Raw genomic sequence first — 25,127 nt, forward strand, 5'->3', positions numbered from 1 at the left:
ATACGGGGCGGAGGGGGAAGGCCACAGTCGAGGCGCCTCTGGTTCCGACGTCGGAACTGGAAGGATCTCGCCTGGGGCTTCCCCCCTCCGGCCCTGCGGGCCACCTCCCCCAATTACGGGGGAGGGTTGAAAAAGACTATCCGGCCACTGCCTTCGCCGCTTTGCGGCGCATCGCCGCCCGCGCGAAGTCGGCGATCTTCTTCACGACGGGCGACCGCCACTTCGCCTCGGTCGTGAGCATCCAGCACTCGTACTTGATCTCCGTCTGCAGCGGCAGCTCGACGAGCGTGCCGTCGCGCAGTTCCTGGTCGAACACGAACTTCGGTCCGCAGGCGACGAAGTCGGACTCCAGCGGCCTCGCCTTCACGAGGGCATAGTCGTCCGACACGAAGGCATTGAGGTTGCGCGCCGCGTCGCTGCTGAGCGCGCCGAGCCATCTGCGGAAGCTCGGCACGGCGCCGACACTGGCGATGGGATACTTGAGAAGCAGCTCGGCCGTGAGCGGCGCGCGGCGCAACGCCGGATGGCGCGGCCGCACGACGGCAATGCGCCGATCGTCGTGAATCCTGACCCTGATGAAGTCGGAGAGCTCGTCCGGTGCCTCGTAGTAGCAGAAGACCAGATCGAGCTTGTCCATCTGGAGCGAGCGCAGCAGATGCTGGACGTCGTCGTAACGCGCCTCGAGCTGCAGGTGCGGAAAGCTCTTGCCGACCTGGTGGACCACTTCCGGCAGCAGCCTGACCCGCGTTGCCGGTCCGACGCCGATCCGCAAGGCCCCCGCCTCGCCCTTGGCCAGCTGCACCAGCTGCTCGCCGAGCCGCGCGACGCCGGCCAGCAGCGTCTCGGCGTGCTCGGCGGCCAGCTGGCCATAGATCGTCGGCGTCGCCCGGCCGCCCCGGCGGTCGAACAGCTCGACGCGAAGCGACTTCTCGAGCCGGGCAATGCTCTTGCTCAGGGTGGGCTGGGAGATGCCCAGACGCTTGGCCGCGCTGCTGAAGCTGCCCGCGCTGCACACGGCAAGGAGATGCTCGAGCTGCTTCAGTTCCATGACGGGACGGTATCAGGTTTTGCCCGGCCTCGATGGTCTTGCGGACTGCGAGACCAAGCCCCGCGCCATCCCAAAGAGCGCCCGCAAGGGCGCTTTTCTGTCGTCCTGAGCCTAGCGAAGGACCCCATCGCCGTTTGCCACGAGTGTATGCGGAAACCTCTGGCGATGAGATCCTTCGCTACGCTCAGGACGACAAGGAGTGGCGACGTTACAGGCCTAATTCCAGCGCAGCAGATGCCGCTCCAGGCGGCCGGCAATGGCGAAGATCAGCATTACCACGACCAGGATCAGCAGGATCAGGGCGAACATCAGCGCCGCATTGTAGGTGCTCTGGGCGAACGACAGCAGATATCCCAGCCCGTGGGTCGCCGCCACGAACTCGCCGACGCAGGCGCCGGTGAAGGCGAAGCCGACGGCGACTTTCAGGTTGCCCAGCACCCAGGCCGTCACCGATGGCAGGTAGACGTGGCGCACCAGGTCCAGGCGATTGCCGCCCAGGGTGACGACGCGCTCGACCAGCTTGCGGTCGACCTGGCGGATGCCGGTGAACACGGTGAAGAAGATCAGCACCGCCACCAGGATGAACGACAGCGCGACCTTCGAGGCGATGCCGATGCCCAGCCAGATCACGAACAGCGGCGCCAGGATGACGCGCGGGATGGCGTTCAGCACGCTCATCACCGGCTCGAGCAATTCGGCGACCAGCGGGATCAGGGCGGCGGCAACGCCCAGCAGGACGCCGACCACGATGCCGAGCGCCAGTCCGCCCAGCGCCGCCGAGAAGGTCGCCTCGAGGTGCGGCCAGATGCGCCCGTCGGCGAACAGGTCGGCAAGCGCGAGCCAGACCCGGCTCGGGGTTGGCGCGTACAGCGGGTTGAGCTGGCCGGCATCACCCGCCGCTTCCCACGCCGCCAGCAGCAGCCCCAGCGCGAGCAGGCGGCGCACCCAGGCATAACGCGGATCGAGCAGCGACTTCATGCCGCCTCCACGCGGTGATCGACCGCGCGCGACAGGTCATCCCACAGCCGTTCATAGAGCGGCGCGAAGGCAGGATGGGCGCGCGAGTGCACGGGATCGCGCGGCCGGGGAATCGCCACCTGGTAGTGCTGGGTGATGTGGGCGCGCGGCCCCTGTGACAGCAGGTAGACGTCGTCGGAGAGGCTGAGCGCCTCCTCCAGATCGTGGGTGACGAGCAGCACGCTGATGCCGCCGCTCTCGACCAGGGCGACGACGTCGCGCACCACGCGGGCGCGCACGATGGCGTCGAGGGAGGCGAACGGCTCGTCCATCAGGATCAGCTTCGGCTGGCGCGCCAGCACCTGGGCGAGCGCGACGCGCTTGCGCTGGCCGCCGCTCAGACGGCGCGGAAAGCGGTCGCCGAACCCGGACAGGCCGAGCCGCTCCAGCCAGGCGTCCGCCTCGGCCAGCGCCTTGCGGCGCTCGACGCCGTTCAAGGTCAGGCCGAGCGCCACGTTGTCGCGCGCCGTCTTCCACGGCAGCAGCGCATCATCCTGGAACAACAGACCGATCTCGGCATGGGTCAGCGTGGTCTCCACGGTGCCCGACAGCGGCTGCTGCAGGCCGATCACGGCGCGCAGCAGGCTCGACTTGCCCGAACCGGAGGGCCCCACCAGGCTGACGAAACGGCCCGCGCCGACCGACAGGCTCGCCCCCTCGAGAACCGGTTCGCCGCCGCCGTAGGAGATTGTCAGATCGCGGACGTGCAGCGGTCAGCCCCCGGCGATCGAGGTGTCGTGCAGCCCCGCGATGCTCGAGTCGGGCTTGATCAGGCCGCCGATGATCAGGCTCTGCTGGACACGCTTGGCGGAGTCGAGATCGATGGTCACCGATTCGGGATAGAGCGATTCGCGATGCGCCAGGATGATCTCGCCGAGCTCCTTGAGATCGAGCCCGGCCGTCATCTCCTTCGGAAAGGCGGCGCTCAACTGGTCGCCGCTCAGGCCGCGCAACGTCTTCAGCGCGTCAGCCAGCGCCCTGGTCAGGGCGATCATCTCGGGCTTGCGCCGCTCGATCTCCTTGCCCCGCACCGCGACGCCCATGAACTCGAAGGAACCGCCGAGATGGCTCTTGGCCTCCTCGAGGTCCATGGCGTTCATCAGCACACGCCCGCCGGCCCGCTTCACCAGGGTGAGCGCCGGCTCCTGCACCAGACCGACATCGATCTGTCCCTGGCGCAGCGCCTCCAGGAGATTGACGCCCATGGTGGCGAACTTGACCTTGCTCGCGTCGGCACCGGCCTGCTTCAGGAGATACAGGGTCAGCGCATGGTCGGCCGTGCCCAGCGCGTTGATACCGACGGTCTTGCCCTCGAGATCCTTGATCGACGTGATCTTGTCGGCCGTCTTGGGCGCGGTGGCGATGGCGAACAGCGGCAGGCGGCCGGTCACCGCGAAGCGACGGATGTCGGCGCCGACATTGGCATAGGCCTGGATGGCGACGTCGAGCGAGGTGGCGGCGTAATCGACGGCGCCGCCGACCAGCGCCTGCATCGCCGCCGTGCCGCCGCGCGTATAGACGAACTGCACGTCGAGACCGTGCGCCTTGAACAGGCCGCCCGAGCGTGCGACCTCATAAGGCACGCCACACAACAGCTGGCTGCAGTAGGCGAGCTTGATCTGCTTGCCCTGGGCGATCGCGGGCGCGGCCTGTCCGGCCGAGAGCACGCTGGCGATCAGCCCCGCTCCCTTGAACAGCGACCGCCGGGACACGTCGGTGTCGGGGACCCGGGCAGTGGTTTCGTCGCAGCAGCCCATCCTGAGCCTCCAACCTTGCGAGGCCCCTCCATACGCAAGGACGGACGAGCCGACAAGGCGGGCGGCGGCAGCTGAGGCTGGTCCGCAGCCTCGTCTGTCGGTTTCGCGGCGATGATGTGGCCGTCAACAACCGGAAGCGTTACTCGGCCTTGATGCCCGCCTTCTGCATCACCCTCGCCCACTTGGCGCCTTCGCTCTTGAATTGCTCGGCGCACGCCTCCGGCGAATTGCCTACTGTCTCGTAGCCGAGCGCGCTCAGCCGCTCCTTTACGTCGGCCAGTGCCATGGCTTTCACGATCTGCTGGTGCAGGAGTCTGAGGATCTCCCTCGGTGTTCCGGCCGGAGCCAGGAACGCAAACCATCCTTCACCCGTGAGATCGGGGTGACCCAGCTCCACGATGGTCGGGACATTCGCCAGCACCGGGGCGCGGCTCTTGCTCATCACGGCCAACGCCCGCAGCCGGCCCTCCTTGATCTGCGGCACGACCGGCGGCAGCGACGAGAACACGATTGGCGTGTGTCCTCCGATCGCCGAGTTGACCGCGGCACCCGCACCCGTGAACGGCACATGCGGGAGGTCGAGACCAAGCTCGAGGCGAAAATGCTCGCCCACCAGGTGCGGCGGCGTGCCGATACCCGGAGAGGCGAAAAAATGCCGGCTGGGGTTGGCCCTTACCATCGACGCCAGCTCTTCGACCGATCGGACAGGCATCGACGCGTTGACCGCCAGCACGATCGGCGAGGAAACAGCTATCGTGACCGGGTCGAAATCCTTGTAGGGATCGTAGGGCACGCTGGCATACATCATCGGATTGACAACGACGTTTGGCGGCACGACGGCGAGGCTGTAGCCGTCCGGCGCCGACCTGGCGATGCGCCCCATGCCGATATTGCCACTCGCGCCGGGGACGTTCTCTACCAGGAACTTCTGGCCGAGCTCGTCCGACAGCTTTTGCCCGGCCAGTCGCGCGAGGATGTCCGAGGGTCCACCCGGCGCGTAGGGCACGACGATGCGGACCATTCGATTGGGATAGGACTGGGCAAGAGCGACCTTCCCTGGCGCGAACACAGCGGCGATCTGGAGCAGTTGTCGACGTCCGAGGGTCATGGGCCACCTGATGTGATTGCCAGCGTGATCGGGGATATCATCGCGGCGGGTGATCCGGTATCCTATGGGAGATACGATTTCCATATTGGTTTTCATATGTCAGTTGACCTGCGCCATCTCCGGCATTTCCTTGTGGTCGCCGAGGAAGGCCACGTGACGCGCGCTGCCGAACGGCTCGGCATGCAGCAGCCGCCGCTGAGCCAGCGCATCAGGATGATCGAGCGCGAGGTCGGGGCGCAGCTGTTCCGGCGCAAGCCGCGCGGCGTGGAGCTCACCGAAGCCGGACGCGTCTTGCGCGACAACGCCAAGGCCATGTTGCAGCACCACGACCGGGCCCTGGAAGCGACCCGGCGAGCGGCACGGGGCGAGGAAGGAATCCTGCGGGTCGGCATGATGCCGTCGGCGCCGTTCCATCCCTTCGTGCCCTCGACCATCCGGGAGTTCCAGACCGCGTTTCCGGGGATCTCCCTGTCTCTCGACGAGTGCCTCAAGATCGAAGCGATTTCGCGACTGCAAGACGAGCAGATGGATGTCGCATTCATGCGATCGTCCTTCACCCCGCCGCAGGGACTGGTGCTCTATCCGTTGCTGACCGAGCCGATGATTGCGGCGCTGCCCGCCAACCACCCCCTCGCGCGCGATCACGGCAAGCCACTCTCCTTGAAGGAGGCGGCCGGCGAAACCTTCATCGCCTACGCGCGCCAGTCCGGGCCGGCGCTGTTCGAGGCGATGTTGATGGGATGTCTGAAAGCGGGTTTCACACCGCGTATCGGGCAGGAAGCCCCGCGCATCGTCTCAGCCCTCAGCCTGGTTGCGGCCGGACTTGGCCTCGCGATCGTGCCCCAGTCGATGCGCACCATGGCCCTGAATGGCGTGGTGTATCGTGCCATCAAGGGATCAGTTCCCAACGCGGTTCTCACATTGGCTTGCCGGCACGGTGATCCGGCGGCTGCGGTACGCAACTTCGTCAAGTTCGTCCGCCGGTCGGCACGCACGCCGTGGGAGACAGACTGAGATCAAAGCCCTTCCCGAAGCGGACATGGCGGAAGTCCCTACTCGATCACCTCGTCGGCACGGGTGAGGAGCGAAAGGGGCAGCGCAAGACCGAGGGCACGCGCTGTTTTCATATTGACCAGAACCCGGAAAGCGGTCGCCTGTTCGATCGGCAGTAGCGCAGGATCAGCCCCGCGCAGGATCTCGCTGACGTAACGCGCGGACTGGCGCCACACGTCCACGAAGTCCAGCGCATAGGCCAGAAGGGCGCCCGCCCGCGCCAACCGCGCGTTTCCGGTCACGGTCGGCAGCCGGCGCTCGACGGCGAGCCGGAAGATGGCCTCGCGATGGGTGTCGAAGGAGGGATCCTGCAGCACCATCGCTCCATCCGCCGACTGCCGGACGGCCCAGTCGAAGGCGGCGGGGAACTCCTCCACGGCGTGAATGTCCCGGACATCGATCCGCATGCCGAGAGCCTGGCTGATGTCGCCGAAAGCCTTGCGGAACTCGGGATTGCCTGGATTCGCCGCGTGCAGGAATGCCGCGAACGTCCGTGCCGCGGGGACCGCCTCCTTGAGGAGCTGAAACTGCTTGCCGAGAAGCTCGACGCCCCGGATCGAGATGCCGGTGATCCGGCCACCGGGCCGCGCCAGACTGCGGGCGAATCCCATCAGCTCGGGATCGGCACTGCCCGCCATGACAATGGGCAGACCTGGTGCGGAGAGGTGGGCAGCATTCACGGCGGTGGTGCCGGAGGTGACGATCACACGGCTGCGCTCCGTTGCAAGTTCGCGCGCCAGATCGGCCAGTCGCTCCGGTCTGGCGTCGGCGTAGCGAGCAACCAGCCGCATCGTGCTGCCATCGATCAGGCCAAACTTGCCCAGCCCGTCCCGTAGCCCCTCTACGTACGGGCGGGACTGCGCTTCGCTCGCCAAGCCCAGCACGCCGACCGTCGGCCTGTCCTTCGACTGCCCAAAGGCGGCAAACGGACTCGAGCAGGCGAGAGCGCCGAAAAGGTAAGAGAACTGCCGCCGCCTCATTCGATCGCCCGCCCCTGCGCCAAAAGCGTAGCGCCGGTTATCGCAACTCGCAACGAAGGCTGGTGCGAGGCGCTCATCGCCGGGAGCGCGCCACTCCGTGGCGCTCATCTCATTCTCCTCCCCAGCTATGCTGGGGAGGTGTCGCGTCATACGCGACGGAGGGGTCAAGGGCACAGGGGGGTGCTCATGACCCCTCCGTCCGCGATTACGCGGACACCTCCCCAGCGAAGCTGAGGAGGAGGGAGCATGAGATGAGCGCCACGGAGTGGCGCGCTCCCGGCCTTGAGGCTCATGACCCCTCCGTCCGCGATTACGCGGACACCTCCCCAGCGAAGCTGGGGAGGAGACGATCGCGCGCTCCCGGCTATGAGCTCGTGTGCATACTGCCCCTTCTCGACTAATCTCCCGCCGCGCGTAACGAGGGAGCGTGGTGCATGAAGGCGATGGTCTGCCGCCGCTGGGGCGAGCCCGAGGACCTGGCGTACGAGGAGACCGAGCCGGCGCCGCTCGCGGCCGGGCAGGTCAGGATCAAGGTCCACGCCGCGGGCGTCAGCTTCGCCACCACGCTGGTGATCGCCGGCAAGTACCAGCGGCGCCCGCCTTTCCCGTTCGCGCCCGGCACCGAGGTCGCCGGCACAGTGATCGAGGCCGATCCGGCCTGTCGCCGGCTCAGGGTCGGCGACGAGGTCGTGGCGGTGCTCGACTGGGGCGGGCTCGCCGAGCAAGCCGTCGCCCACGAGGTCAACGTCTTCCCCAAGCCGCGCACGGTGGGCTTCGTCGAGGCGATCCAGCTCGCCATCTCCTACCCGACGTCGGCCGGCGCGCTTACCTGGCCCGCTGTGCTCGACGTCCAGAAGGGCCACACCCTGCTCGTCCATGCGGCGGCCGGCGGCGTCGGCATGGCGGCGGTCGAGATCGGCAAGATCCTGGGCGCCACCGTGATCGCCACCGCCGGCGGGTCGCGCAAGGTCGCGTTCGTGCGCGCGCGCGGCGCCGACCACGTGATCGACTACACGGCGAGCGATTTCCGCGACGAGGTGATGAAGCTGACCGGCGGCCGCGGCGCCGATCGCGTCTACGATCCGGTGGGCGGTGACATCTTCATGCAATCGCTGCGCTGCATGGCGGTCGAGGGCCGCATCTGCCCGATCGGCTTTGCTGGCGGCACGATCCCGCAGATCCCGGCCAACATCCTGCTGGTCAAGACCCTCGCCGTCACCGGCTTCAACTACGGCTACTATGTCGGCTGGAGCCCGCACGATGCGCGCCTCGAGGAGGCCGATCGCGTCTTCGCGCTGCTGGAACGCATCCGCGGCTGGTGCGAGGCGGGCCTGTGCCGTCCGCACGTCGACCGCACCTTCAAACTGAAAGAAGCGCCCCAGGCCATGCGGGCGCTTCTCGAACGCAGTGTCACCGGCCGCGTGGCCGTGGTGATGGACTAATCCGGTTACTGGCCCGGTTTGCAGGCTACTGCTTCTTGGTCAGGGCACCTTCGAACTTGCAGTAGCCGTCGAGCTTGATCTTGGAATCGCCTTCCTTGATCTGGCCGATGACATCCATGATGCCGCCGCCGCCGACCGCCGCCGCCGTCTTGATGGCGCCGCCCTTGCCGAGGGTGGTCTCGAAATGGCGCTGCGGGCGGCCTTCCTGCTGGAACAGGCCCTTCACCTGCTCGCCCTCGACCGTCACGTCGATGGTCATCTTGTAGGTCGGGCACTTCGAGCTGCCCGGGACGTTCACGCCGTAACCGGTCCACGTATAGACGGTCTTCGGCGCCTGAGCCTGCGCGGTGGCGCCGAGCAGCAAGCCGATCACCGCGCCAGCGAAAGCCACAACCTTGATCATCGAAATCTTCTCCCGTCAGAAGTGAGCCTTGATCGCCTCGAGCACCGCCTGCGGCTTCTCCTGCCCCACCGCATGTCCAGCGCCAGAGACCTTAACAAGTTTGGCGTAGGAAATCGCCTTTTTGAAGGCGTCTCCGTAGACCGGCGGGATCAGCACGTCCTCGGCGCCCCAGACGATCAGGGTATCGGCGGTAATACGATAGAGTCGCTGCCCCAATCCCCGGTCGGGAATCGGAAAAAGCAGCTTGCCGGCCATGCCCAGCCGGCGGGCATTCATGACCAGGAACTGCTTCAGGAACTCAGGATCCTCCATGTTGCCGCCCGAGGCCAGCATCTTCTGGCCGGCCTCGGCGTCATGGAACAGCAATCCCGGCAGCTCGTAAGGCAGCTTGGTGAAGATATCGATCACGGGATGATCGTCGATCCACAACCCGGCCGGCGCCAGCAGGCACAACCGGGCGATCTCGGTGCGGGCGATCGCCGCCATCTCGGCCGCGATCATGCCGCCCATCGAATGGCCGACCACGATCGGCTGCTCGAGCTTCAGCGCGTGCAGGACATCGAGCGCGTGCAGGGTCACGTCGAGCATGTCGCGCAGATCGTCCTCGCCGGCCGACTGGCCGTAGCCCGGCAGCAGCGGCGCCACCACGCGATACTGGCTGGCCAGTGCTGCGATCAGCGGATCGGCCGGCATGTGGCCGCCGGCGCCATGCAGGAACAGGAGGTCGCGACCTGTCCCGGCCTCGACGATCTCGATGCGGCGGCCCGACGGTTCGAGCGTGATGAAGCGCGATGTCATTCGGCGGCGGTCCGCAGGGCAACGGGCCGGTGCATGGGATGGATCCAGAATCGGTCGTCGTGGTTGTTCCACTCCGGCCACAGATGGCGCAGGTGGGGCATCACCTTCTCGGCGAACAGGCGGGTCGAATGGCGCACCTTGTCGTCGGGCATGTTGCCGACATGCATGAGGCAGAAGATGTTGCCGACGCGCAGGGTCTTGATCAGTTCCTCCATCTGCTGGCGCACCGTCTCCGGCGAACCGGCGATGACGTAGCGGTTCTCCGTCAGGTCCTTCCACGACATGGTGACGTAGTTGCGCGCCGAGGCGGCGGTGAATTGGGACAGCGCGCCGGTCTGGATGGTCTTGATGGTGCGGTAGCCCGGCGCATCGGCGAAGCCCGGATAGACGTGCAGGCACCTGTTGTAGAAATAGTTGATGTGCGAGCCGTAGAGGCGCTCGGCCTCGGCATCGGTGTCGGCGACGCCGCGCTCCGCCACCCGCTTCCAGTAGCCTTCCATCAGCAGCTTGGCGCGCAGGTAGCCCGAGTAGCTCAGGTAGGAATACGAGTAGGTGTTGTCGAGGCAGAAATCGTAGGTCTCGACCGAGCCGCCGCCGGGAATGAACACCGGCGGCGCCGGCCTTTGGATCGGCTTGGGCCAGCAATTGACGTAGCGCAGCTTGGTGTAGCGGCCGTTGAAGGCGAACGGCTCGTCGGCCGCCCACGCCTTGCGAATCAGGTCGTGCGCCTCGGCGTACTTCTCGCGCGTCAGGGCCGGGATGGTGCCGTAGGCGTAGTTGGTGTCCATCGAGGTGCCGACCGGGAAGCCGGCCACCAGGCGGCCGCCCGACAGCACGTCGAGCATCGCCATCTCCTCGGCCACGCGCAGCGGCGGATTGTAGAGCGCGATCGAGTTGCCGAGCACGACCAGCGCCGACTTCGAGGTGCGCCGCGTCAGGGTCGCCGCCATGATGTTGGGCGACGGCATCAGCCCGTAGGCGTTGGCGTGATGCTCGTTCACGCCGATGCCGTCGAAGCCGACGCTTTCCGCGAACTCGAGCTGGTCGAGATACTGGTGATAAACGCCGTGACCGACCTCAGGCTCGTACATCCGGCTGGGCAGATCGACCCACACCGACCGGTGCTTCTCGCGGAAGTCGTCCGGCATGTGCGGCCACGGCATGAGATGGAACCAGGTGAACTTCATGGAGGGCTCCCGTGGTGTTCGATGTCAGGCGAGCGCTGATCTTCTCCTCCCCAGCTGCGCTGGGGAGGTGTCCGCGTAATCGCGGACGGAGGGGTCATGAGCCTCGACACGTGACTCATGACCCCTCCGTCGGCGAAGACGCCGACACCTCCCCAGCTTCGCTGGGGAGGTGTATGAGCATCGCGTTCACTACCGCCCCCTGAACTGCGGCTCGCGTTTTTCGAGGAAGGCCTTGATGCCCTCCTTCATATCCTCGGTCTGCATCAGCGGCAGGAGCTGCAGGAAGACGTGGTGGACGTGCTCGTTGAACGGCTCGTTCCACGCCATGCGCATCATGCGCTTGGCGGCCTGGATGGCGAGCGGCGCGTTGGCGGCGATCTCGAGCGCGAGTTCGCGCGCCGCGCCCATGACCTCGGCGTCAGGCACCACCTTGTTGACCAGGCCCATCTCGATCGACTGTTCCGCCGTCAGCGTGCGTCCCGTGAAGATCAGCTCGGCCGCCTTGGCCCAGCCGAGCAGGCGCGGCAGGTACCAGGTGCCGCCCGACTCCGGCAGCACACCACGCCTTGCATAGGACGCGGCGAGCTTGGCCGACTGCGCCATCACCCGGATGTCGGCGCCCAGCGCCAGGTCGAGGCCATAGCCCGCCGCCGAGCCGTTGAGCGCAGCGATCACAGGCTTGTCCATGGCGTGCAGCACCGGCGGCGGCGTGTTGCGCAGGTCGATGTTGGTCGGTGACGCGCCCGAGCCGACGCTGAGATTGTCGGTACCCTTGCTCTGGGCCTCGAGGTTCAAGCCGGCGCAGAAGGCGCGACCGGTGCCGGTCAGGATCACGACCCGAACGCCACGATCCTCGTTGGCCCGCACCAGCGCCTCGGTGAGCTGCTTCAGCATCGGGCCGGAAATGGTGTTCATGCGCTGCGGCGCATTCAGGGTGACGGTGGCGATCGCCCCGTCGACGCCATAGAGCAGTTCCTCCGATATTACCGAAGCTGCGGGCTGGGCCGCAAACTGGCTCATGTTTCCTCCCCTTGGCGAATGCCGCTATGGTGGCGCAGGAGAACCCGACACGCCATGCAAAACCGTTTCATCGATCTCTACAGCGACACCAAGACCAAGCCCTCGCCCGGCATGCGGAAGGCGATGGCCGATGCCGAGGTCGGCGACGAGCAGAAGATGGAGGATCCCACCGTCAACCGCTTGCGCGACCGCATTTGCGAGCTCCTGGGCAAGGAGGATGCGGTCTTCCTGCCGAGCGGCACGATGGCCAACCAGATCGCCATCCGCGTGCATTGCCGGCTGGGTGACGAGGTGATTGCCGACCGCACGGCGCACATCATCAACGCCGAATCAGGCGGTCCGGCCGCCAATTCCGGCGTCATGATCCGCCCGATCGACGGGCCGTCGGGCATCTTCACCGGCGAGCAGGTGAAGGCGGCGCTGCGCGATCCCAACACCCGCAACCATCCGCGCACGAGCCTGGTGTCGATCGAGAACACCTCGAACGGCGGCTTCGGCACGGTGTGGCCGCTGGCGACCATGCAAGGTGTGGCCGACGTGGCGCGCGCCGCCGGCATCGCCCTGCACATGGATGGCGCGCGGCTCTGCAATGCCTCGGTGAAATCCGGCACCAAGGCCCGCGACTACGCCGCCTGCGTCGACACGCTGTGGCTCGACTACACCAAGGGCCTGGGCGCGCCGGTCGGCGCCAGCCTCGCCGGCCCGAAGGACATGATCAAGGAAGCGTGGCGGCAGAAGCAGATGCTGGGTGGCTCGATGCGCCAGTCCGGCGTCATCGCCGCAGCCGCGCTCTACGCGCTCGAGCACAACTGGGACCGCCTGGCCGAGGACCATGACAACGCCCGCCATCTTTCGGAGGGCCTCGCCAACATCAAGGGCATCGCCATCGACGTGCCGCGCATGGAGACCAACTTGGTGTTCTTCGAGGTCACCAAGGCTGGCTGGACATCGGCCAGGCTGGTCGAGGCTTGCCGCGAGCGCGGCGTCGGCATCGGCGCCAACACCGCGACACGCATCCGCGCCGTCACCCATCTCGACGTCAACCGCAAGGACATCGACACCGCGCTCAAGGTGATCAGCGACGCCCTGGCGGCGTGATCTCATCATCCTGCCCAGCTTCGCTGGGGAGGTGTCGCCGTCACACGGCGACGGAGGGGTCATAGGCCATCGCAGTCATGACTCTCATGATGGACATCGTGACTCGGAATTCGTGACTCATGTGCGTTTACGACTCATGAGACTCATGACCCCTCCGTCGCCGTGTGACGGCGACACCTCCCCGGCTACGCCGGGGAGGAGAAGAAGGAGCACCGGAGCCTCGTCAATGTATGCACCCATCACGCTCGGCCAGCCGATTCTCCGCCGCGAGGACCAGCGCTTCCTGACGGGCCGCGGCCGCTATGCCGACGACACCGCGCCGCGCGAAGCGCTGGCCGTGCTGTTCGTGCGCTCGCCGCACGCGCACGCCCGCCTGGGCGGCATCGACAAGACAGATGCCCTCGCCGCGCCCGGCGTGGTGGCGATCTATACCGCGCAGGATCTCGTGGCCGACAAGGTCGGCCACCTGCCGACGGTCAGCGAGATCAAGGACGAGGCCGGCAACCGCCACCGCGAGCCGCTGCACCTGCCGATGCCGCCCGACAAGGTGCGCCATGTCGGCGACATCGTCGCCATGGTGGTCGCCGGCACGCTCGACCAGGCGCGCGACGCCGCCGAGCTGATCGATATCGACTACGAGACGCTGCCGGCGGTGGTGACGGTGGCGCAGGCGCTGGCCGACGGGGCGGCGTTGGTGCACGACGACGTGCCGGACAACCTGATGTGCCATTGGGCCAAGGGCGACAAGGCCGCCACCGACGCCGCCTTCTTGCGCGCCGCGCACGTGGCGTCGCTGTCGATCCGCTCGCCGCGCCAGATCGTCCACTACATGGAGACGCGCGCCGCGTGGTCGTCCTACGAGCCAGGCGATGATGTCGTCACGATGACCTTCTCCTCGCAAGGCGTGCAGATCCCGCACCGGCTGATGTGCGAGCGCGTGCTCAACATCCCGAAGGAGAAGCTCCGGCTGATCACCGAGGATGTCGGCGGCGGCTTCGGACCAAAATATCCGATCTATGCCGAGCCGACCCTGATTGCCTGGGCGACGCGCAAGCTCGGCCGCGGCCTGCGCTGGACTTGCGAGCGCGGCGAGCTCGCCCTGTCCGACAGCCACGCCCGCGACCTGGTCGCGCATGCCGAGCTGGCGCTCGACGCATCGGGCGCCTTCATCGGCCTGCGCGTGAAGGCGGAGGCCAACTACGGCGCCTATCTCTCGATGTTCGCGCCGACCATCCCGACCACCGGCCTCGCCAAGGTTATCTCGGGCCTGTACCGCATCCCCGCGATTCGTGTCGATTTCGACTGCGCCTTCACCAACACCGTGCCGGTCGACGCGATCCGCGGCGCCGGCAAGCCCGAGGCGCTGTTCCTGCTCGAGCGGCTGATCGACATTGCCGCCCGCGAGACAGGTCGCACGCCGGCCGAGTTGCGCCGGCGCAACCTCTTGCGGCCGGACGAAATGCCGTACGCGGCGGCGAGCGGCTACACCTACGACGCGGCCGACTGCGTGCGCCTGTTCGAGACGGCCTTGACGACAGCAGACGAACCGGGCTTCGCGGCGCGGCGGGCGGCCAGCGAGGCTCGCGGCCGTCGGCGCGGCCTCGGTCTCGCCTGCCATCTCCACGGCACGGGCGGCATCGCCGACGAGCATGTCGTGGTGCAGGTCGGCCCCGACCGGCTTGTTGCTGCCGTCGGCACGCAGAGCCAGGGTCAGGGCCACGAGACCGTGTTCGCGCAGATCCTCGCCGCCTCGCTCGGCGTGCCGGTCGAGCGCATCGACATCCGCCAGGGCGACACGCGCACCATCCCGCGCGGCGGCGGCACCGGCGGCTCCTCCTCGACCATCATCAGTGGCACCACCATCCGGCGCGCTGCCGATGTGGTGATCGAGCGCGGCCGCGACCTCGCGGCCGAGCACCTCGAAACGGCGCCAGCCGACATCGCCTACCGCAACGGCGCCTTCGAGGTGGTGGGCACCGACCGCAAGGTCGGTTTGTTCGAGCTAGCTGCCGCCAAGCCCTTCTCCGGTGATGCCCTGTTCGGTGACAAGATCGAATCGTTTCCGACCGGCGTCATGGTCTGCGAGGTCGAGGTCGATCCGGAGACCGGCGAGGTCCGTATCGACCGCCTTACCGAGGTTGCCGATTGCGGCGTCGTGGTCAATCCGCGCCTGCTCGCCGGCCAGATCCATGGCGGCATCGCACATGGCCTGGGCAACGCCCTGTCGGAACAGGCGATCTACGACGAGGAGACCGGCCAGTTGCTGACCGGCACCCTGATGGACTATGCCCTGCCGCGCGCCGACGACGTGCCCGATTTCACCGTCGAGACCATCGTCACTCCCTCACCCAACAATTTCATGGGCATCAAGGGCGTCGGCGAGCTCCCGACCAACGGGGCGCCGGCGGCGCTCGCCAACGCCGTGCTCGACGCGCTGGCGCCGCTCGGCGTGCGCCATCTCGACATGCCGCTCACCGCCCACAAGGTGTGGCAGGCCATTCACCGTTCGTGAACGGCTGGCGAAGAGTTTCAGGCCTCCAGGACGGTCAGGACGCCGCGCGCCCCGACATAGACGCCGGCAGCCATGACGAACCAGGCGAACATGCGCGCCAGCATGCCCTTCTGCCCGGCAAGCCTGGCAAGCCTGGCATTGGCTTTGGCGCCGAGAACGGCGCCCGCGACACCGCCGGCAATCAGCAGGCCGGCGACCGGCCAGTCGACGAGGCTCGACCAGGCGTAGCTCGACGCCGAGGCTATGCCGAACGCTGTCACCGCGATCAGCGGCGCGCTGGTGGCTTCCGGCATATCCATGTCTGTGGCGAGGATCAGGCCCGGCACGATCAGGAACCCGCCGCCGATGCCGAAGAACCCGGACAGCAGCCCGACGCCCAGCCCCAGCGCCGCCAGGCGCGGCAGCAGATGGCGCGCCGTGGCGGCGCTCAGCCAGGGCGACGGCGCCGTGGCGGCGCGGCGCGGCCGCAGCATCATCAGGCCGACCACGATCATGAGCAGACCGAACAGGGCGAGAATTGCGGTCGTCATCAGGCGGCGACAGCCTTCCGGACGCGCCGGTTCCACGGCATGATGGCGAGCAGCTTCGCCATACCGCACCAGCCGGTCGTGCCGGCGAACACCAGGCCGGCGCCGACGAAGGCGGACAGAGCGAGGAAAGCCGGCGCGACCCAGACGCCGAGCGCGACGCCCCCCAGCACCAGGCTGCCGGCCGCGATCTGCACCTGGCGCATGATCTCGATCGGCTGGCGGGAATCGACGGTCACCGGCAGACCGGCCTTCTTCCAGGCCTCGAGCCCGCCCTCGAGGATGTAGGCCTCGCAATCCGCGACGGCGGCGAGGCGCTGGGCGTTGGCCGCCGTGCGCGCGCCCGACCGGCAATGAAAGATCACGGCCTTGGCGCCGCGAGGATCGACGGCAGCGAGCCGCGACAGCGGGTTGTGGCGGGTGCCCGGCACGTGCTCGCGCGCGCGCTCGTCGGCCTCGCGAACGTCGACCAGGACGGCGCCTTGGTCGAGCAGACGACGGGCGCGGGCGACGTCGATGGTGGGCAGAGACATGGATGGGTTCCTTTCCTTCGGGGCCAGGTCAGTCCTGGCAATAGAGGCGATGCAGGGTCGCCAGCAGGCTTTCGACCCGTGGGTCGGCAATCCGGTACCAGAGGGTCTGGGCTTCCCGCCGGTAAGTCACGACGCCCTCCTCGCGCAGGCGCGCGAGATGCTGCGACAGAGCCGACTGCGAGAGGCCGATCTCCTCGGCCAGTCCCCCGACCGTCGCTTCGCCATCCTCCACCAGCTTGCAGAGGATGAGGAGGCGCCTGTCGTTGGCGAGGGTGCCCAGCAGGCCGGCGACGATGCCGGCCTTCTTCTCGAGCGCCCGCGGGTCGATGCGGTGTGTTGTCCTGACTTTCATATTAGGTATTGCTAAATTAGTGTCTACTAATATATCGATCAAGACGTTCACGGGAGAAAAACTTGACCACCCTTCCGATCATCGACCCGTTCTTCGACGAGGCGACCTTCACCGTCACCTACCTCGTCAGCGACCCGGTTTCCCGGCGCGCCGCCATCATCGATCCCGTGCGCGACTACGATCACCGCTCGGGCAAGGCCACCACGGCTTCAGCCGATCGCGTCCTGGCGAAGGCGGCCGAGCGCGGCGTCGCGGTGGACTGGATCCTCGAGAGCCATGCCCATGCCGACCACCTGACCGCCGCACCCTGGCTCAAGGCGAGGACCGGCGCGAAAGTGGCGATCGGCGAGCACATCCGCGAGGTCCAGGAGATCTTCAAGAAGGTCTTCAATGCCGCCGACGTGAGCGAGGACGGCCGCGAGTTCGACCACCTGGTACGCGACGGCGAGCGGTTGCCGCTCGGCACGCTGGAGATCGAGGCGATTCACCTGCCCGGCCATACGCCGGCCGATGTCGCCTACCGGATCGCCGACGCCGTGTTCGTCGGAGACACGATCTTCATGCCCGACTACGGCACCGCCCGCGCCGATTTCCCGGGCGGCGACGCGACGCGGCTCTACCGCTCGATCAAGCGGCTGCTGTCGCTGCCGCCGGAGACTCGCCTCTTCATGTGCCACGACTACAAGGCACCGGGCCGCGAGCACTACGCGTGGGAGACTACCGTGGCCGCCGAGCGCGCTCACAACATCCACGTCCATGACGGCGTGAGCGAGGAGGCCTTCGTCGAGTTGCGCATCAGGCGTGACGCCACGCTTGCCGCCCCGGTGCTGCTTCTGCCGTCGGTTCAGGTCAACATCCGCGCCGGCAACTTCCCGCCAGCCGATGCCAACGGCACCATCTACCTGCGCATCCCCGTGCGCTTGGCGGCGTGAGGGACGGCGGAGGTGGTCGGTAAGGCGCATGGGGGCGCCGTTCATTCTCCTCTCCAGCGAAGCTGGGGAGGAGAAGCGAAAGTCGAGTCACGCTCATGAGCGGCGCGCTCCCGGCGCATGACTCGCCCTCGCTGCAACAGACTGATCCAGATCAAGGAGGACACCGTCTTGCACCGCTAGAAGTGGCGCATGATGCGCAATATCGTGATCCTGAACGGGCATCCTGATCCAGCGAGCAAGGGGCTCTGCCATGCCCTTGCCGAAGCCTATGCCGAAGGCGCCCGGTCGTCCGGGCACACGGTCCGCCGCCTCGACATCGCCGCGCTGCAGTTCGGCCTGCTCCACTCGCAGTCGGAATTCGCCCGCAGCGCCGACTCGCCCGCGATCCTCGCCGCGCAGCAGACGCTGCTGTGGGCCAATCACCTGGTGGTGATTTTTCCCCTCTGGCTGGGCGACATGCCGGCTCTGCTCAAGGCCTTCTTCGAGCAGACCCTGCGGCCGGGCTTCGCCTTCGTCGATCGCCCGAGCGGGTTTCCGATCGGCAAGCTGAAGGGCCGTTCCGCCCGCATCATCGTGACCATGGGCATGCCGGCATTCCTCTACCGCTGGTATTTCCTCGCCCACGGCCTCAAGACCCTCGAGCGCAACATCCTGCGATTCGTCGGCATCGCGCCGGTGCGCAGCACCGTGCTGGGCGGCATCGGCCAGCGCAGCCGGGAGTCGATCGCGCGGGCGCTCGACGATGTCAAAGCGCTGGGCAGGCGCGCGGTCTAGGTCTGTGTCGCTCTAGCGACCGCCCAGCCGCTTCAGGGTCGCGGCAATAGCTTCACGCACTGGGACCGGCTGGTCGGCGATGGCACGGCCGATCAGGTCGAGCTGGTGGCGCAGGGTGTGAACCTGGTCGAGCAGGTCGACCACCGTCTCCACCGCCTCGTCGTCGAAGCCCATGTCGTCGGCCAGCTCGCCGAGCAGGCGGGCGCGTGCCACGTCGACGCTGGCGAACGTCCAGCCCTCCGCCGAGACGCCCGGCCGCAGCAGGCCGCGCGCCACCCAGCGCTCGACATGGACCACCGTCACGCCGTCACAGGCGCGCAGCAATTCGTCGAGGGTGCTCATGTGAACTGCTCCATCGCCTTGCGCGGATCGTGATCACGCCCGGCCGCCCATTTCTCGGCGAACGCCTTCAGCTCGGCGTCGGGTTGATCGGGCAGCACCAGCTTCAGCTTGACGTACTGATCGCCGCGCTGGCCGGTCTTGCGGTCGAGCAGCCCGCGGCCCTTGAGCCTGAGCGACGTGCCGGTGTTGGAGCCGGCCGGCACCGACAGCATCACCGGACCGCCGACCGTCGGCACGCGGATGCGGCCGCCGGACACCGCCTCGGGCAGGGTCACCGGCACCTCGACATGGATGTCGTTGTCGCGCGGCTCGAAAAAGGCGTGCGGCTCGACGTGAATCTCGACATAGGCATCGCCGGCCGGACGCCCCTTGGTGCCCGGCATGCCCTGGCCCTTGAGACGCAGGGTCTGGCCGTTCGTGGTGCCCTCGGGGACGTCGATATCGAGCGTCTTGCCGTCGGGCAGGTTGACGCGCTGCTTGCCGCCGCGCGCCGCCACCAGGAAGGGCACGCGCAGGCTGTAGGTGACTGGCAGGCCGTCCATCTCGAACTCCTCGCCATCGCCGGTTCGAAACCTGAAGCCGCGGCCGCCGCCGCCGCGCTGGCCGAACATCTCGGAGAAGATGCCGCCCATGTCGACGAAGGAGTCGTGGGCCCCGGCGTGCTCGTACTTGGCGCCGTCGAAGCCGCCCGCCTGATCACGATAGAAGCCACGCGGCGGCACTTCCTGACCGGTCGCATCGATCTCGCCGGCATCGAAGCGCCGGCGCTTCTCCGGATCGGACAGGATGTCGTTGGCCTGGCTGATCTCCTTGAACTTTGCCTCGGCTGCCTTGTCGCCTGGATTGAGGTCGGGGTGGTACTTCTTGGCGAGCTTGCGGAAAACCTTGCGGATCTCCTCGTCACTCGCCGCCTTGGCCACGCCGAGGACGGAATAGGGGTCGGTCATGAGCCACAATTTGATGTCGTTTCAGGCGGTTGCAAGCCCTCAGTCACAGGACAGCCCGGCGCGGCGATCATTCTCCTCCCCAGCGAAGCTGGGGAGGTGTCATGAATCTTCGCCGGGAGCACGCGACTCCGTGGCGCTCATGGCGACAGCGGTTACACCGATTGCAGATCGGAAGAAGAGCATGAGCGCCACGGAGTGGTGCGCTCCCGGCGCGTTTTCATTGGGTCCTACGCGAGATAGGCCAGGCAGCCCGCCTTCTCCAGGATCGCATCGACCCGGCGCAGCGCCGCCGCCGGCAAGGCCGCCCGCCGCTTGCGCAGGGCGTCGTAGCACTTGGCCTGGTAGCGGAATGGCGCCTGGCTGAAGGCGCGCCCCAGCAGCTCGACCTCGAGCTCCGGTGCGCCGTCCTGCACCGCCCGGGCATTGGCGGCGAGGAATGGCAGGTAGGTTTGCCCCATGTGCCGCAGCAGGGCCTCGACCGCCTCGGGCAACGGCGCCGCCGGATCGACCCACTCCCCCTCGATGCCCGAGGCATCGTCCAGCCGCATCAGCCAGCAGAACAGATCGGGCGCACGGGCGCGCATCTCGGCCGCCGGCGTCGGATCGACCGACAGGATCTGCAGCTGGCCATAGAGCCCGAAATCGCCCAGGCATGGCCGCGATCCGAGCAGGTACGGCTGGCTGCGGACGTGACGGTCGAGCGTGTCGAGCACGAAACGGTAGCTGTCCTCGATCACCGGCCGGTTCTGCTCGGTGCAGCCGACCAGCGCCATGCGCCCGACCTGGCGGTCGTTGAAGGCCTGCATCGCCTGCCGGCGCTTCTGCTCTTCCATCGTCGGATCGCGCGACGACACGATCCAGGTCTGGGCGAAGGCGCGGTCCGGGGCATAGTACCAGCGATAATGGAACATCATCTTGGTGATCCACTCATCGCCGAAATCCTCGAGCAGGTCGGACAGATAGGCGAGCACCAAGTCGTCGGGGATTACCGAGCGCCCGGCGTGCTCGCGCTCCAGCGCGTAGGCAAGCGGCGTCGAATCGTTCATCAGCCGGCCATCGGGAAAGCGCAGCACGGGAATCACCGGCGGCAGTCCGGCCGCCACCGCGACGTCGCGCGGCGAGCCCAGCGCGTCCCACACGAAGGAGATCCGGCGGTAACGCATGAGCGCCCGCATCTTGACCGAATAGGGCGACGGGTCGAAGCCGTGCAGCGTGTAAAGGCCGCTCACAGGCCGAGCACGGCCTTGGCGATGATATTGCGCTGGATCTCGTTCGACCCGGCATAGATCGTCGATGCCCGGTTGTTGAGGAAGAGCGGCATCGCCGTGATGCCCCACTCCGGCGTGACCGTCGGCTCGTTGTGCCCGAGCGTCCGGGCCTCCGGCTCGAACGGCGCGGCGTACCAGGCGAGCGCCTCGACACCGAGACCATCGAGCTTCTGCAGGGTCTCGCTGCCGCGGATCTTCATGGCCGACGACGCCGCGCCGGGATTGCGGCCGCGGCTGAGATCGGACAGCACCTGCATCTCGATCATCTCGAGCGCCTGGATCTCCATCTCGGTCTCGGCCAGGCGCTCGGCGAAGCCGCGCTCGGTCGCAAGCTTGCCCGAGCCGTCCGCCGCCTCCTCGCGGGCAATGCGCCGGATGTCCTCCAGGCGGGCATGCAGGTTGGGCGTATAGGCCTCGCCGCCGCGCTCGAACTCGAGCAGGTACTTGGCCACCGTCCATCCGGCATTCTCCGGGCCGATGCGGTTGGCGACCGGCGTGCGCACGTTGTCGAAGAACACCTGGTTGACCTCGTGATCGCCCGCCAGGGTCACGATCGGCTTCACCGTCAGGCCCGGCGTGTTCATCGAATCGATCAGCACGAAGGAGATGCCGTCCTGCGGCTTGCCATCGGTCGAGGTCCGCACCAGGCAGAACATGTGATCGGCGACATGCGCACCGGTCGTCCAGATCTTGGTGCCGTTGATCACGTAGTCGTCGCCGTCGCGCACCGCCCGCGTCTTCAGGCTGGCGAGGTCCGAGCCCGACCCGGGCTCGGAATAGCCCTGGCAGAACACGATGTCGCCGGCCACGATCGGCGGCAGGTACTTGGCCTTCTGCTCGGGCGTGCCGTACTTCATGATGACCGGCCCGACCATGCGCAGGCCCATGCTGAAGATGCGCGGCGCATCGACCGCCGCGCATTCGCGCGCGAAGATGTAGCGCTCGGTCGCGCTCCAGCCGGTGCCGCCGTGCTCCTTGGGCCAGGTCGGCGCCGACCAGCCGCGCGACGCCAGCACCTTGTGCCATCGCAGACCTGCTGCAATGTCGGCGAAGACGCCGCCGGTCTTGCGGCCGGCCTCGCGCAGATCCTCGCTGAGGTTGTCGTCGAGGAAGCGACGCACCTCGTCGCGAAAGGCCTGGTCCTGCGGGCTCAGCGCCAGATCCATGGTATTCGTGGGCCTCCCATCCCAGGTCGAGCTTTCCACAGAGGCTAGCGGCCGGTCGTGGTTGGCGTCCAGTGCAGCGCTGGTGGACGCTTTCGACGGGCGGTATGGTTGTTGCATCGTCTCGCGCACTATGCTGCGGAGGTCACCATGGCCCGCCTGCTCCGTCTGATCGCTCTCATGCTCCTTCTCGCCGGGCCGGCGGTGGCGCAGGACAAGAAGGAAGTCGACCTCGCCCTGGTGCTGGCCATCGACATCTCCGGCAGCATCGATCCCGACGAGGCGAAGCTTCAACGCGAGGGCTACGTGCAGGCGTTCCGCGATCCGGCGATCGTGAAGGCGATCCTGAGCGGCAGCCACGGCCGCATCGCCGTCGCCTACTTCGAATGGTCGGACGCCTGGGTCCAGCGCCTGCTGATCGACTGGATGCTGCTCGACTCCGAGTCGGCGATCGCGAGCTTTGCCACGCGACTGGCCAACGCGCCGATCTCGATCGCCCGCCGCACCTCGATCAGCGGCGCCATCCGCTACGCCATTCCCCTGTTCGGCCGCAGCCCGTTCGACGCCGAGCGCAAGGTGCTGGACATCTCGGGCGATGGCTCCAACAACGACGGCGGCCTGGTCACCGACATCCGCTACGAGGCGCTGAAGGAGCGCATCGTCATCAACGGCCTGCCGATCATGAACGACCGGCCCAACCCGTTCGGCTTCCCGAGCGAGACCGATCTCGACCGCTACTACCTGCACTGCGTCACCGGCGGGCCGCGCTCGTTCGTCGAAGTGGCGCACAATTTCGAGGATTTCCCACGAGCGGTCCGCAAGAAGCTGCTGCAGGAAGTCGCCGATCTAGGCCCACGCCACGACTTCGACATCGGCGGACGCAGCGATCTGCGCGAGGGCGTCCAGCTGGCGCAGAGCGGCAGCGGAACCCTGCGCCGCGCCATTCGCGGCGACGACGACTACACCAAGTTCGTCCGGCCGGAATACGAGCTCGGCTGCGACATCGGCGAGCGGCGCAGCCGCGAATTCTGGCAACGCCGCTTCGGCGTGACGCCGGATTGATCATCCGACCACCGCACCCTCTGTCATCCTGAGCGCAGCGAAGGATCTCATCGCCAGAACTTCCAGAGTACGCTGGTGCCAGCGGCGATGAGGTCCTTCACTTCGTTCAGGACGACAGAATCAGCAATGTGCCCGTCAGGGCTCACTCCATCGGATAGTCGTAGCGGATGAAGCCGACGTGGCGCGCCACCTTGTCGTAGAGGGTGCGCGCCTGGGCGTTGCCGTCCTGGGTCAGCCAGTAGTAGCGGGCGCAGCCCTGGGCACGGGCCGCTTCGGCGACCTCCTCGATCAGCGCCCGCGCGGCGCCCTGTCCGCGCACGGCCTCATCGACGAACAGGTCGGCAAGATAGCAGACTTTGGGGAACCAGACTCCGGCGTGAAACAGATAGTGCGCGATGCCGACCACCCGACCGTCGAGACGCGCAGCGAGGCCCTGAATCTCCTCTCCCGCGAGCAAACGTCGCCAAGCCTGATCGTAGGCTGCCGCCGGCAGCACGCGCTGATAGAAGGCGTTGTAGCCGATCGCCAGCGGCTGCCATGCTTGGCGGTCTGTCTCGCGAAGGCGCGTCACCTGGATCATGCCGCCTTGTAGCGCACGGGTCGGCCACGGGTCATCCACAGGCCAATCAGCCCATAGGCGGTCAAGATAAGTCGAAGGCCCAATAAAGCCCTCATCCTGAGGAGGTCGCGTAGCGGCCGTCTCGAAGGATGGGCCGCACACGAAGTCGTTAGAGAGCGGTGTCGCTGCACCCTTCACAGTTGCCGACTACGCGCGGTTTACCGCGCTCTATTCGCGACGCGGCCCTCCGGGCCGCTCCTCAGGGTGAGGTTCCTTTGCATTTTGGCGCCTATGCCAATCAGCCTGGCGTCTCGCCCGACAGCACATGCAGCGCCTTCAGCCGCTTGGCGGCGAAATCGAGAAAGGCATCGATCTTGGGGGCGCGATGGGCGCGGCCCTTGGTCAGAAGCTGCACCGGCAGCGGCGGCCGCTCCCAGGCACGCAGTAGGCGGACCAGCCGCCCTGCCGCCAGATCGTCGGCTGCCTGGTAGGACAGGAGCTGGGCGATGCCGCGGCCCTCCCGCACCGCGCGCAGCCGCGTCTCGACGTCGTCGACCCTGAGGCGCCCGGCAAGCCGCGCCGGCGCGCCGCGGCGACCACCGGCGAACTGCCACTCGCTGTTTCCGCGCAAGGTGCCGAGCAGCGCCTCGTGGCCCGTGAGATCGGCCGGCGTGCGCGGCGTGCCGCGGCGGGCGAGATAAGCCGGGCTCGCCACCCAGAGCCGCCGTACCTGCCCGACCGGACGCGCCAGCAGCGACGAATCGGCGAGCGGCCCAATGCGCAGCGCGATGTCGATCCCCTCCTCGATCAGGTCGATATTGCGGTCGTTGAGGATCAGCTCGACCTCGACGCCGTCGTGGGCATCGAGAAAGCGGCCGACGATCGGCGCCATATGACGCCGGCCGAACTGGACTGGCGCGGTGAGACGCAACAGGCCATGCACCGGCATGCCGGGCGTGGCGGCGGTTGCCGCGTCGTAGTCGGCGACCAGCGCCCGCGCCCTTTCGTAGAGGATGCGGCCGGCCTCGGTCGCCGCCAGCCGTCGCGTCGTGCGATCGATCAGCCGCTGCCCGACGCGGTTCTCTAGCGCGGCCAGCGCGCGGGTGACGGCGGGCGGCGAGCGGCGCAAACGGGCGGCGGCGCGCACCAGGCTGCCTTCATCGACGATGCGCACGAAGATCGCAAGCTCGTCCAGCCGATCCATTCTATTATTCCATGATTTGCAAGAGTGAATTCTATGCCCTT

At 67.4% G+C, this 25,127-nt stretch carries 26 protein-coding genes; 7 read left to right on the forward strand and 19 right to left on the reverse strand.

Annotated features, from left to right (window positions below; genetic code table 11):
* Window positions 1–136: 136 nt before the first annotated feature.
* From ACILR9_RS26125 to ACILR9_RS26145, 5 genes are all read right to left on the reverse strand, one after another.
* Window positions 137–1,048 carry a LysR family transcriptional regulator gene (locus ACILR9_RS26125; protein WP_395712908.1) on the reverse strand — a complete coding sequence of 304 codons (912 nt, stop codon included), beginning with the start codon at window positions 1,046–1,048 and terminating at the stop codon, window positions 137–139.
* 216 nt (window positions 1,049–1,264) lie between these two features.
* Entirely contained in the window at window positions 1,265–2,026 is a 762-nt protein-coding gene (locus ACILR9_RS26130) for an ABC transporter permease (protein WP_395712909.1), read from the reverse strand.
* A complete protein-coding gene (locus ACILR9_RS26135) occupies window positions 2,023–2,775 on the reverse strand; it encodes an ABC transporter ATP-binding protein (RefSeq protein WP_395712966.1) in 753 nt (250 codons plus the stop codon). The genes ACILR9_RS26130 and ACILR9_RS26135 overlap by 4 nt, the downstream gene beginning before the upstream one ends.
* A gap of 3 nt (window positions 2,776–2,778) precedes the next feature.
* Complete coding sequence (locus ACILR9_RS26140) at window positions 2,779–3,822, reverse strand: ABC transporter substrate-binding protein (RefSeq protein ID WP_395712910.1); 1,044 nt, start codon at window positions 3,820–3,822, stop codon at window positions 2,779–2,781.
* Window positions 3,823–3,961: 139 nt separating this feature from the next.
* A complete protein-coding gene (locus ACILR9_RS26145; RefSeq protein WP_395712911.1) occupies window positions 3,962–4,930 on the reverse strand; it encodes a Bug family tripartite tricarboxylate transporter substrate binding protein in 969 nt (322 codons plus the stop codon).
* A 12-nt stretch (window positions 4,931–4,942) separates the two neighbouring features.
* On the opposite strand from ACILR9_RS26145, the gene ACILR9_RS26150 reads away from it, so the two are divergent.
* Window positions 4,943–5,944, forward strand: a complete 1,002-nt coding sequence (locus ACILR9_RS26150; protein ID WP_395712912.1) for a LysR family transcriptional regulator — start codon at window positions 4,943–4,945, stop codon at window positions 5,942–5,944.
* 38 nt (window positions 5,945–5,982) lie between these two features.
* Here the strand turns inward: ACILR9_RS26150 and ACILR9_RS26155 are convergent, their stop codons facing one another.
* The gene (locus ACILR9_RS26155; RefSeq protein ID WP_395712913.1) at window positions 5,983–7,071 is read right to left on the reverse strand and encodes an ABC transporter substrate-binding protein; all 1,089 of its coding nucleotides are present in this window, start codon (window positions 7,069–7,071) and stop codon (window positions 5,983–5,985) included.
* Between the two features lie 326 nt (window positions 7,072–7,397).
* Here ACILR9_RS26155 and ACILR9_RS26160 point away from each other — a divergent pair, with 326 nt between their 5' ends.
* Window positions 7,398–8,405, forward strand: a complete 1,008-nt coding sequence (locus ACILR9_RS26160) for an NADPH:quinone oxidoreductase family protein (protein WP_395712914.1) — start codon at window positions 7,398–7,400, stop codon at window positions 8,403–8,405.
* A 25-nt stretch (window positions 8,406–8,430) separates the two neighbouring features.
* On the opposite strand, the gene ACILR9_RS26165 is transcribed toward ACILR9_RS26160, so the two are convergent.
* From ACILR9_RS26165 to ACILR9_RS26180, 4 genes are all read right to left on the reverse strand, one after another.
* The gene (locus ACILR9_RS26165) at window positions 8,431–8,808 is read right to left on the reverse strand and encodes a hypothetical protein (protein WP_395712915.1); all 378 of its coding nucleotides are present in this window, start codon (window positions 8,806–8,808) and stop codon (window positions 8,431–8,433) included.
* A gap of 15 nt (window positions 8,809–8,823) precedes the next feature.
* Window positions 8,824–9,606: an alpha/beta fold hydrolase gene (locus ACILR9_RS26170; RefSeq protein ID WP_395712916.1), complete on the reverse strand. Its 783-nt coding sequence runs from the start codon at window positions 9,604–9,606 to the stop codon at window positions 8,824–8,826.
* Window positions 9,603–10,793, reverse strand: a complete 1,191-nt coding sequence (locus ACILR9_RS26175; RefSeq protein ID WP_395712917.1) for an LLM class flavin-dependent oxidoreductase — start codon at window positions 10,791–10,793, stop codon at window positions 9,603–9,605. The genes ACILR9_RS26170 and ACILR9_RS26175 overlap by 4 nt, the downstream gene beginning before the upstream one ends.
* 189 nt (window positions 10,794–10,982) lie before the next feature.
* A complete protein-coding gene (locus ACILR9_RS26180) occupies window positions 10,983–11,813 on the reverse strand; it encodes an enoyl-CoA hydratase/isomerase family protein (protein ID WP_395712918.1) in 831 nt (276 codons plus the stop codon).
* Window positions 11,814–11,867: 54 nt separating this feature from the next.
* Here ACILR9_RS26180 and ACILR9_RS26185 point away from each other — a divergent pair, with 54 nt between their 5' ends.
* Together ACILR9_RS26185 and ACILR9_RS26190 are read left to right on the forward strand one after the other, a co-directional pair.
* A complete protein-coding gene (locus ACILR9_RS26185; protein ID WP_395712919.1) occupies window positions 11,868–12,911 on the forward strand; it encodes a threonine aldolase family protein in 1,044 nt (347 codons plus the stop codon).
* Window positions 12,912–13,137: 226 nt separating this feature from the next.
* The gene (locus tag ACILR9_RS26190) at window positions 13,138–15,423 is read left to right on the forward strand and encodes a xanthine dehydrogenase family protein molybdopterin-binding subunit (RefSeq protein ID WP_395712920.1); all 2,286 of its coding nucleotides are present in this window, start codon (window positions 13,138–13,140) and stop codon (window positions 15,421–15,423) included.
* A 17-nt stretch (window positions 15,424–15,440) separates the two neighbouring features.
* Here the strand turns inward: ACILR9_RS26190 and ACILR9_RS26195 are convergent, their stop codons facing one another.
* The 3 genes from ACILR9_RS26195 to ACILR9_RS26205 are packed head-to-tail and all read right to left on the reverse strand — an operon-like array spanning window position 15,441 to window position 16,835.
* Window positions 15,441–15,953, reverse strand: coding sequence for a TSUP family transporter (locus tag ACILR9_RS26195; protein WP_395712921.1), 513 nt, complete (start codon window positions 15,951–15,953; stop codon window positions 15,441–15,443).
* Entirely contained in the window at window positions 15,953–16,483 is a 531-nt protein-coding gene (locus ACILR9_RS26200) for a rhodanese family protein (RefSeq protein WP_395712922.1), read from the reverse strand. The genes ACILR9_RS26195 and ACILR9_RS26200 overlap by 1 nt, the downstream gene beginning before the upstream one ends.
* 28 nt (window positions 16,484–16,511) lie before the next feature.
* A complete protein-coding gene (locus ACILR9_RS26205) occupies window positions 16,512–16,835 on the reverse strand; it encodes an ArsR/SmtB family transcription factor (RefSeq protein WP_395712923.1) in 324 nt (107 codons plus the stop codon).
* 62 nt (window positions 16,836–16,897) lie between these two features.
* On the opposite strand from ACILR9_RS26205, the gene ACILR9_RS26210 reads away from it, so the two are divergent.
* Complete coding sequence (locus ACILR9_RS26210) at window positions 16,898–17,767, forward strand: MBL fold metallo-hydrolase (RefSeq protein ID WP_395712924.1); 870 nt, start codon at window positions 16,898–16,900, stop codon at window positions 17,765–17,767.
* Between the two features lie 189 nt (window positions 17,768–17,956).
* Window positions 17,957–18,541: an NAD(P)H-dependent oxidoreductase gene (locus tag ACILR9_RS26215; protein ID WP_395712925.1), complete on the forward strand. Its 585-nt coding sequence runs from the start codon at window positions 17,957–17,959 to the stop codon at window positions 18,539–18,541.
* A gap of 12 nt (window positions 18,542–18,553) precedes the next feature.
* Here ACILR9_RS26215 and ACILR9_RS26220 read toward each other — a convergent pair whose 3' ends face one another.
* The 4 genes from ACILR9_RS26220 to ACILR9_RS26235 all read right to left on the reverse strand — a co-directional run bounded on the left by ACILR9_RS26220 (window position 18,554) and on the right by ACILR9_RS26235 (window position 22,264).
* Complete coding sequence (locus tag ACILR9_RS26220; RefSeq protein WP_395712926.1) at window positions 18,554–18,883, reverse strand: chaperone modulator CbpM; 330 nt, start codon at window positions 18,881–18,883, stop codon at window positions 18,554–18,556.
* The gene (locus ACILR9_RS26225) at window positions 18,880–19,830 is read right to left on the reverse strand and encodes a DnaJ C-terminal domain-containing protein (protein WP_395712927.1); all 951 of its coding nucleotides are present in this window, start codon (window positions 19,828–19,830) and stop codon (window positions 18,880–18,882) included. The genes ACILR9_RS26220 and ACILR9_RS26225 overlap by 4 nt, the downstream gene beginning before the upstream one ends.
* A 227-nt stretch (window positions 19,831–20,057) precedes the next feature.
* A complete protein-coding gene (locus tag ACILR9_RS26230) occupies window positions 20,058–21,059 on the reverse strand; it encodes a glutathione S-transferase N-terminal domain-containing protein (protein WP_395712928.1) in 1,002 nt (333 codons plus the stop codon).
* On the reverse strand, window positions 21,056–22,264 hold the full coding sequence (locus tag ACILR9_RS26235; protein WP_395712929.1) for an acyl-CoA dehydrogenase family protein: 1,209 nt from the start codon (window positions 22,262–22,264) through the stop codon (window positions 21,056–21,058). The genes ACILR9_RS26230 and ACILR9_RS26235 overlap by 4 nt, the downstream gene beginning before the upstream one ends.
* Window positions 22,265–22,411: 147 nt before the next feature.
* Here ACILR9_RS26235 and ACILR9_RS26240 point away from each other — a divergent pair, with 147 nt between their 5' ends.
* Complete coding sequence (locus ACILR9_RS26240; protein WP_395712930.1) at window positions 22,412–23,323, forward strand: DUF1194 domain-containing protein; 912 nt, start codon at window positions 22,412–22,414, stop codon at window positions 23,321–23,323.
* A gap of 142 nt (window positions 23,324–23,465) precedes the next feature.
* Here ACILR9_RS26240 and ACILR9_RS26245 read toward each other — a convergent pair whose 3' ends face one another.
* Both ACILR9_RS26245 and ACILR9_RS26250 read right to left on the reverse strand, forming a co-directional pair.
* A complete protein-coding gene (locus ACILR9_RS26245; protein WP_395712931.1) occupies window positions 23,466–23,903 on the reverse strand; it encodes a GNAT family N-acetyltransferase in 438 nt (145 codons plus the stop codon).
* A 277-nt stretch (window positions 23,904–24,180) separates the two neighbouring features.
* Window positions 24,181–25,086 (reverse strand): LysR family transcriptional regulator, encoded by a 906-nt coding sequence (locus ACILR9_RS26250; RefSeq protein ID WP_395712932.1) that lies wholly within the window; start codon window positions 25,084–25,086, stop codon window positions 24,181–24,183.
* Window positions 25,087–25,127: the final 41 nt, after the last annotated feature.

Origin of the sequence: Reyranella sp. (assembly GCF_044224635.1) — a bacterium.
In the GTDB taxonomy this organism is placed as follows: Bacteria; Pseudomonadota; Alphaproteobacteria; order Reyranellales; family Reyranellaceae; genus Reyranella.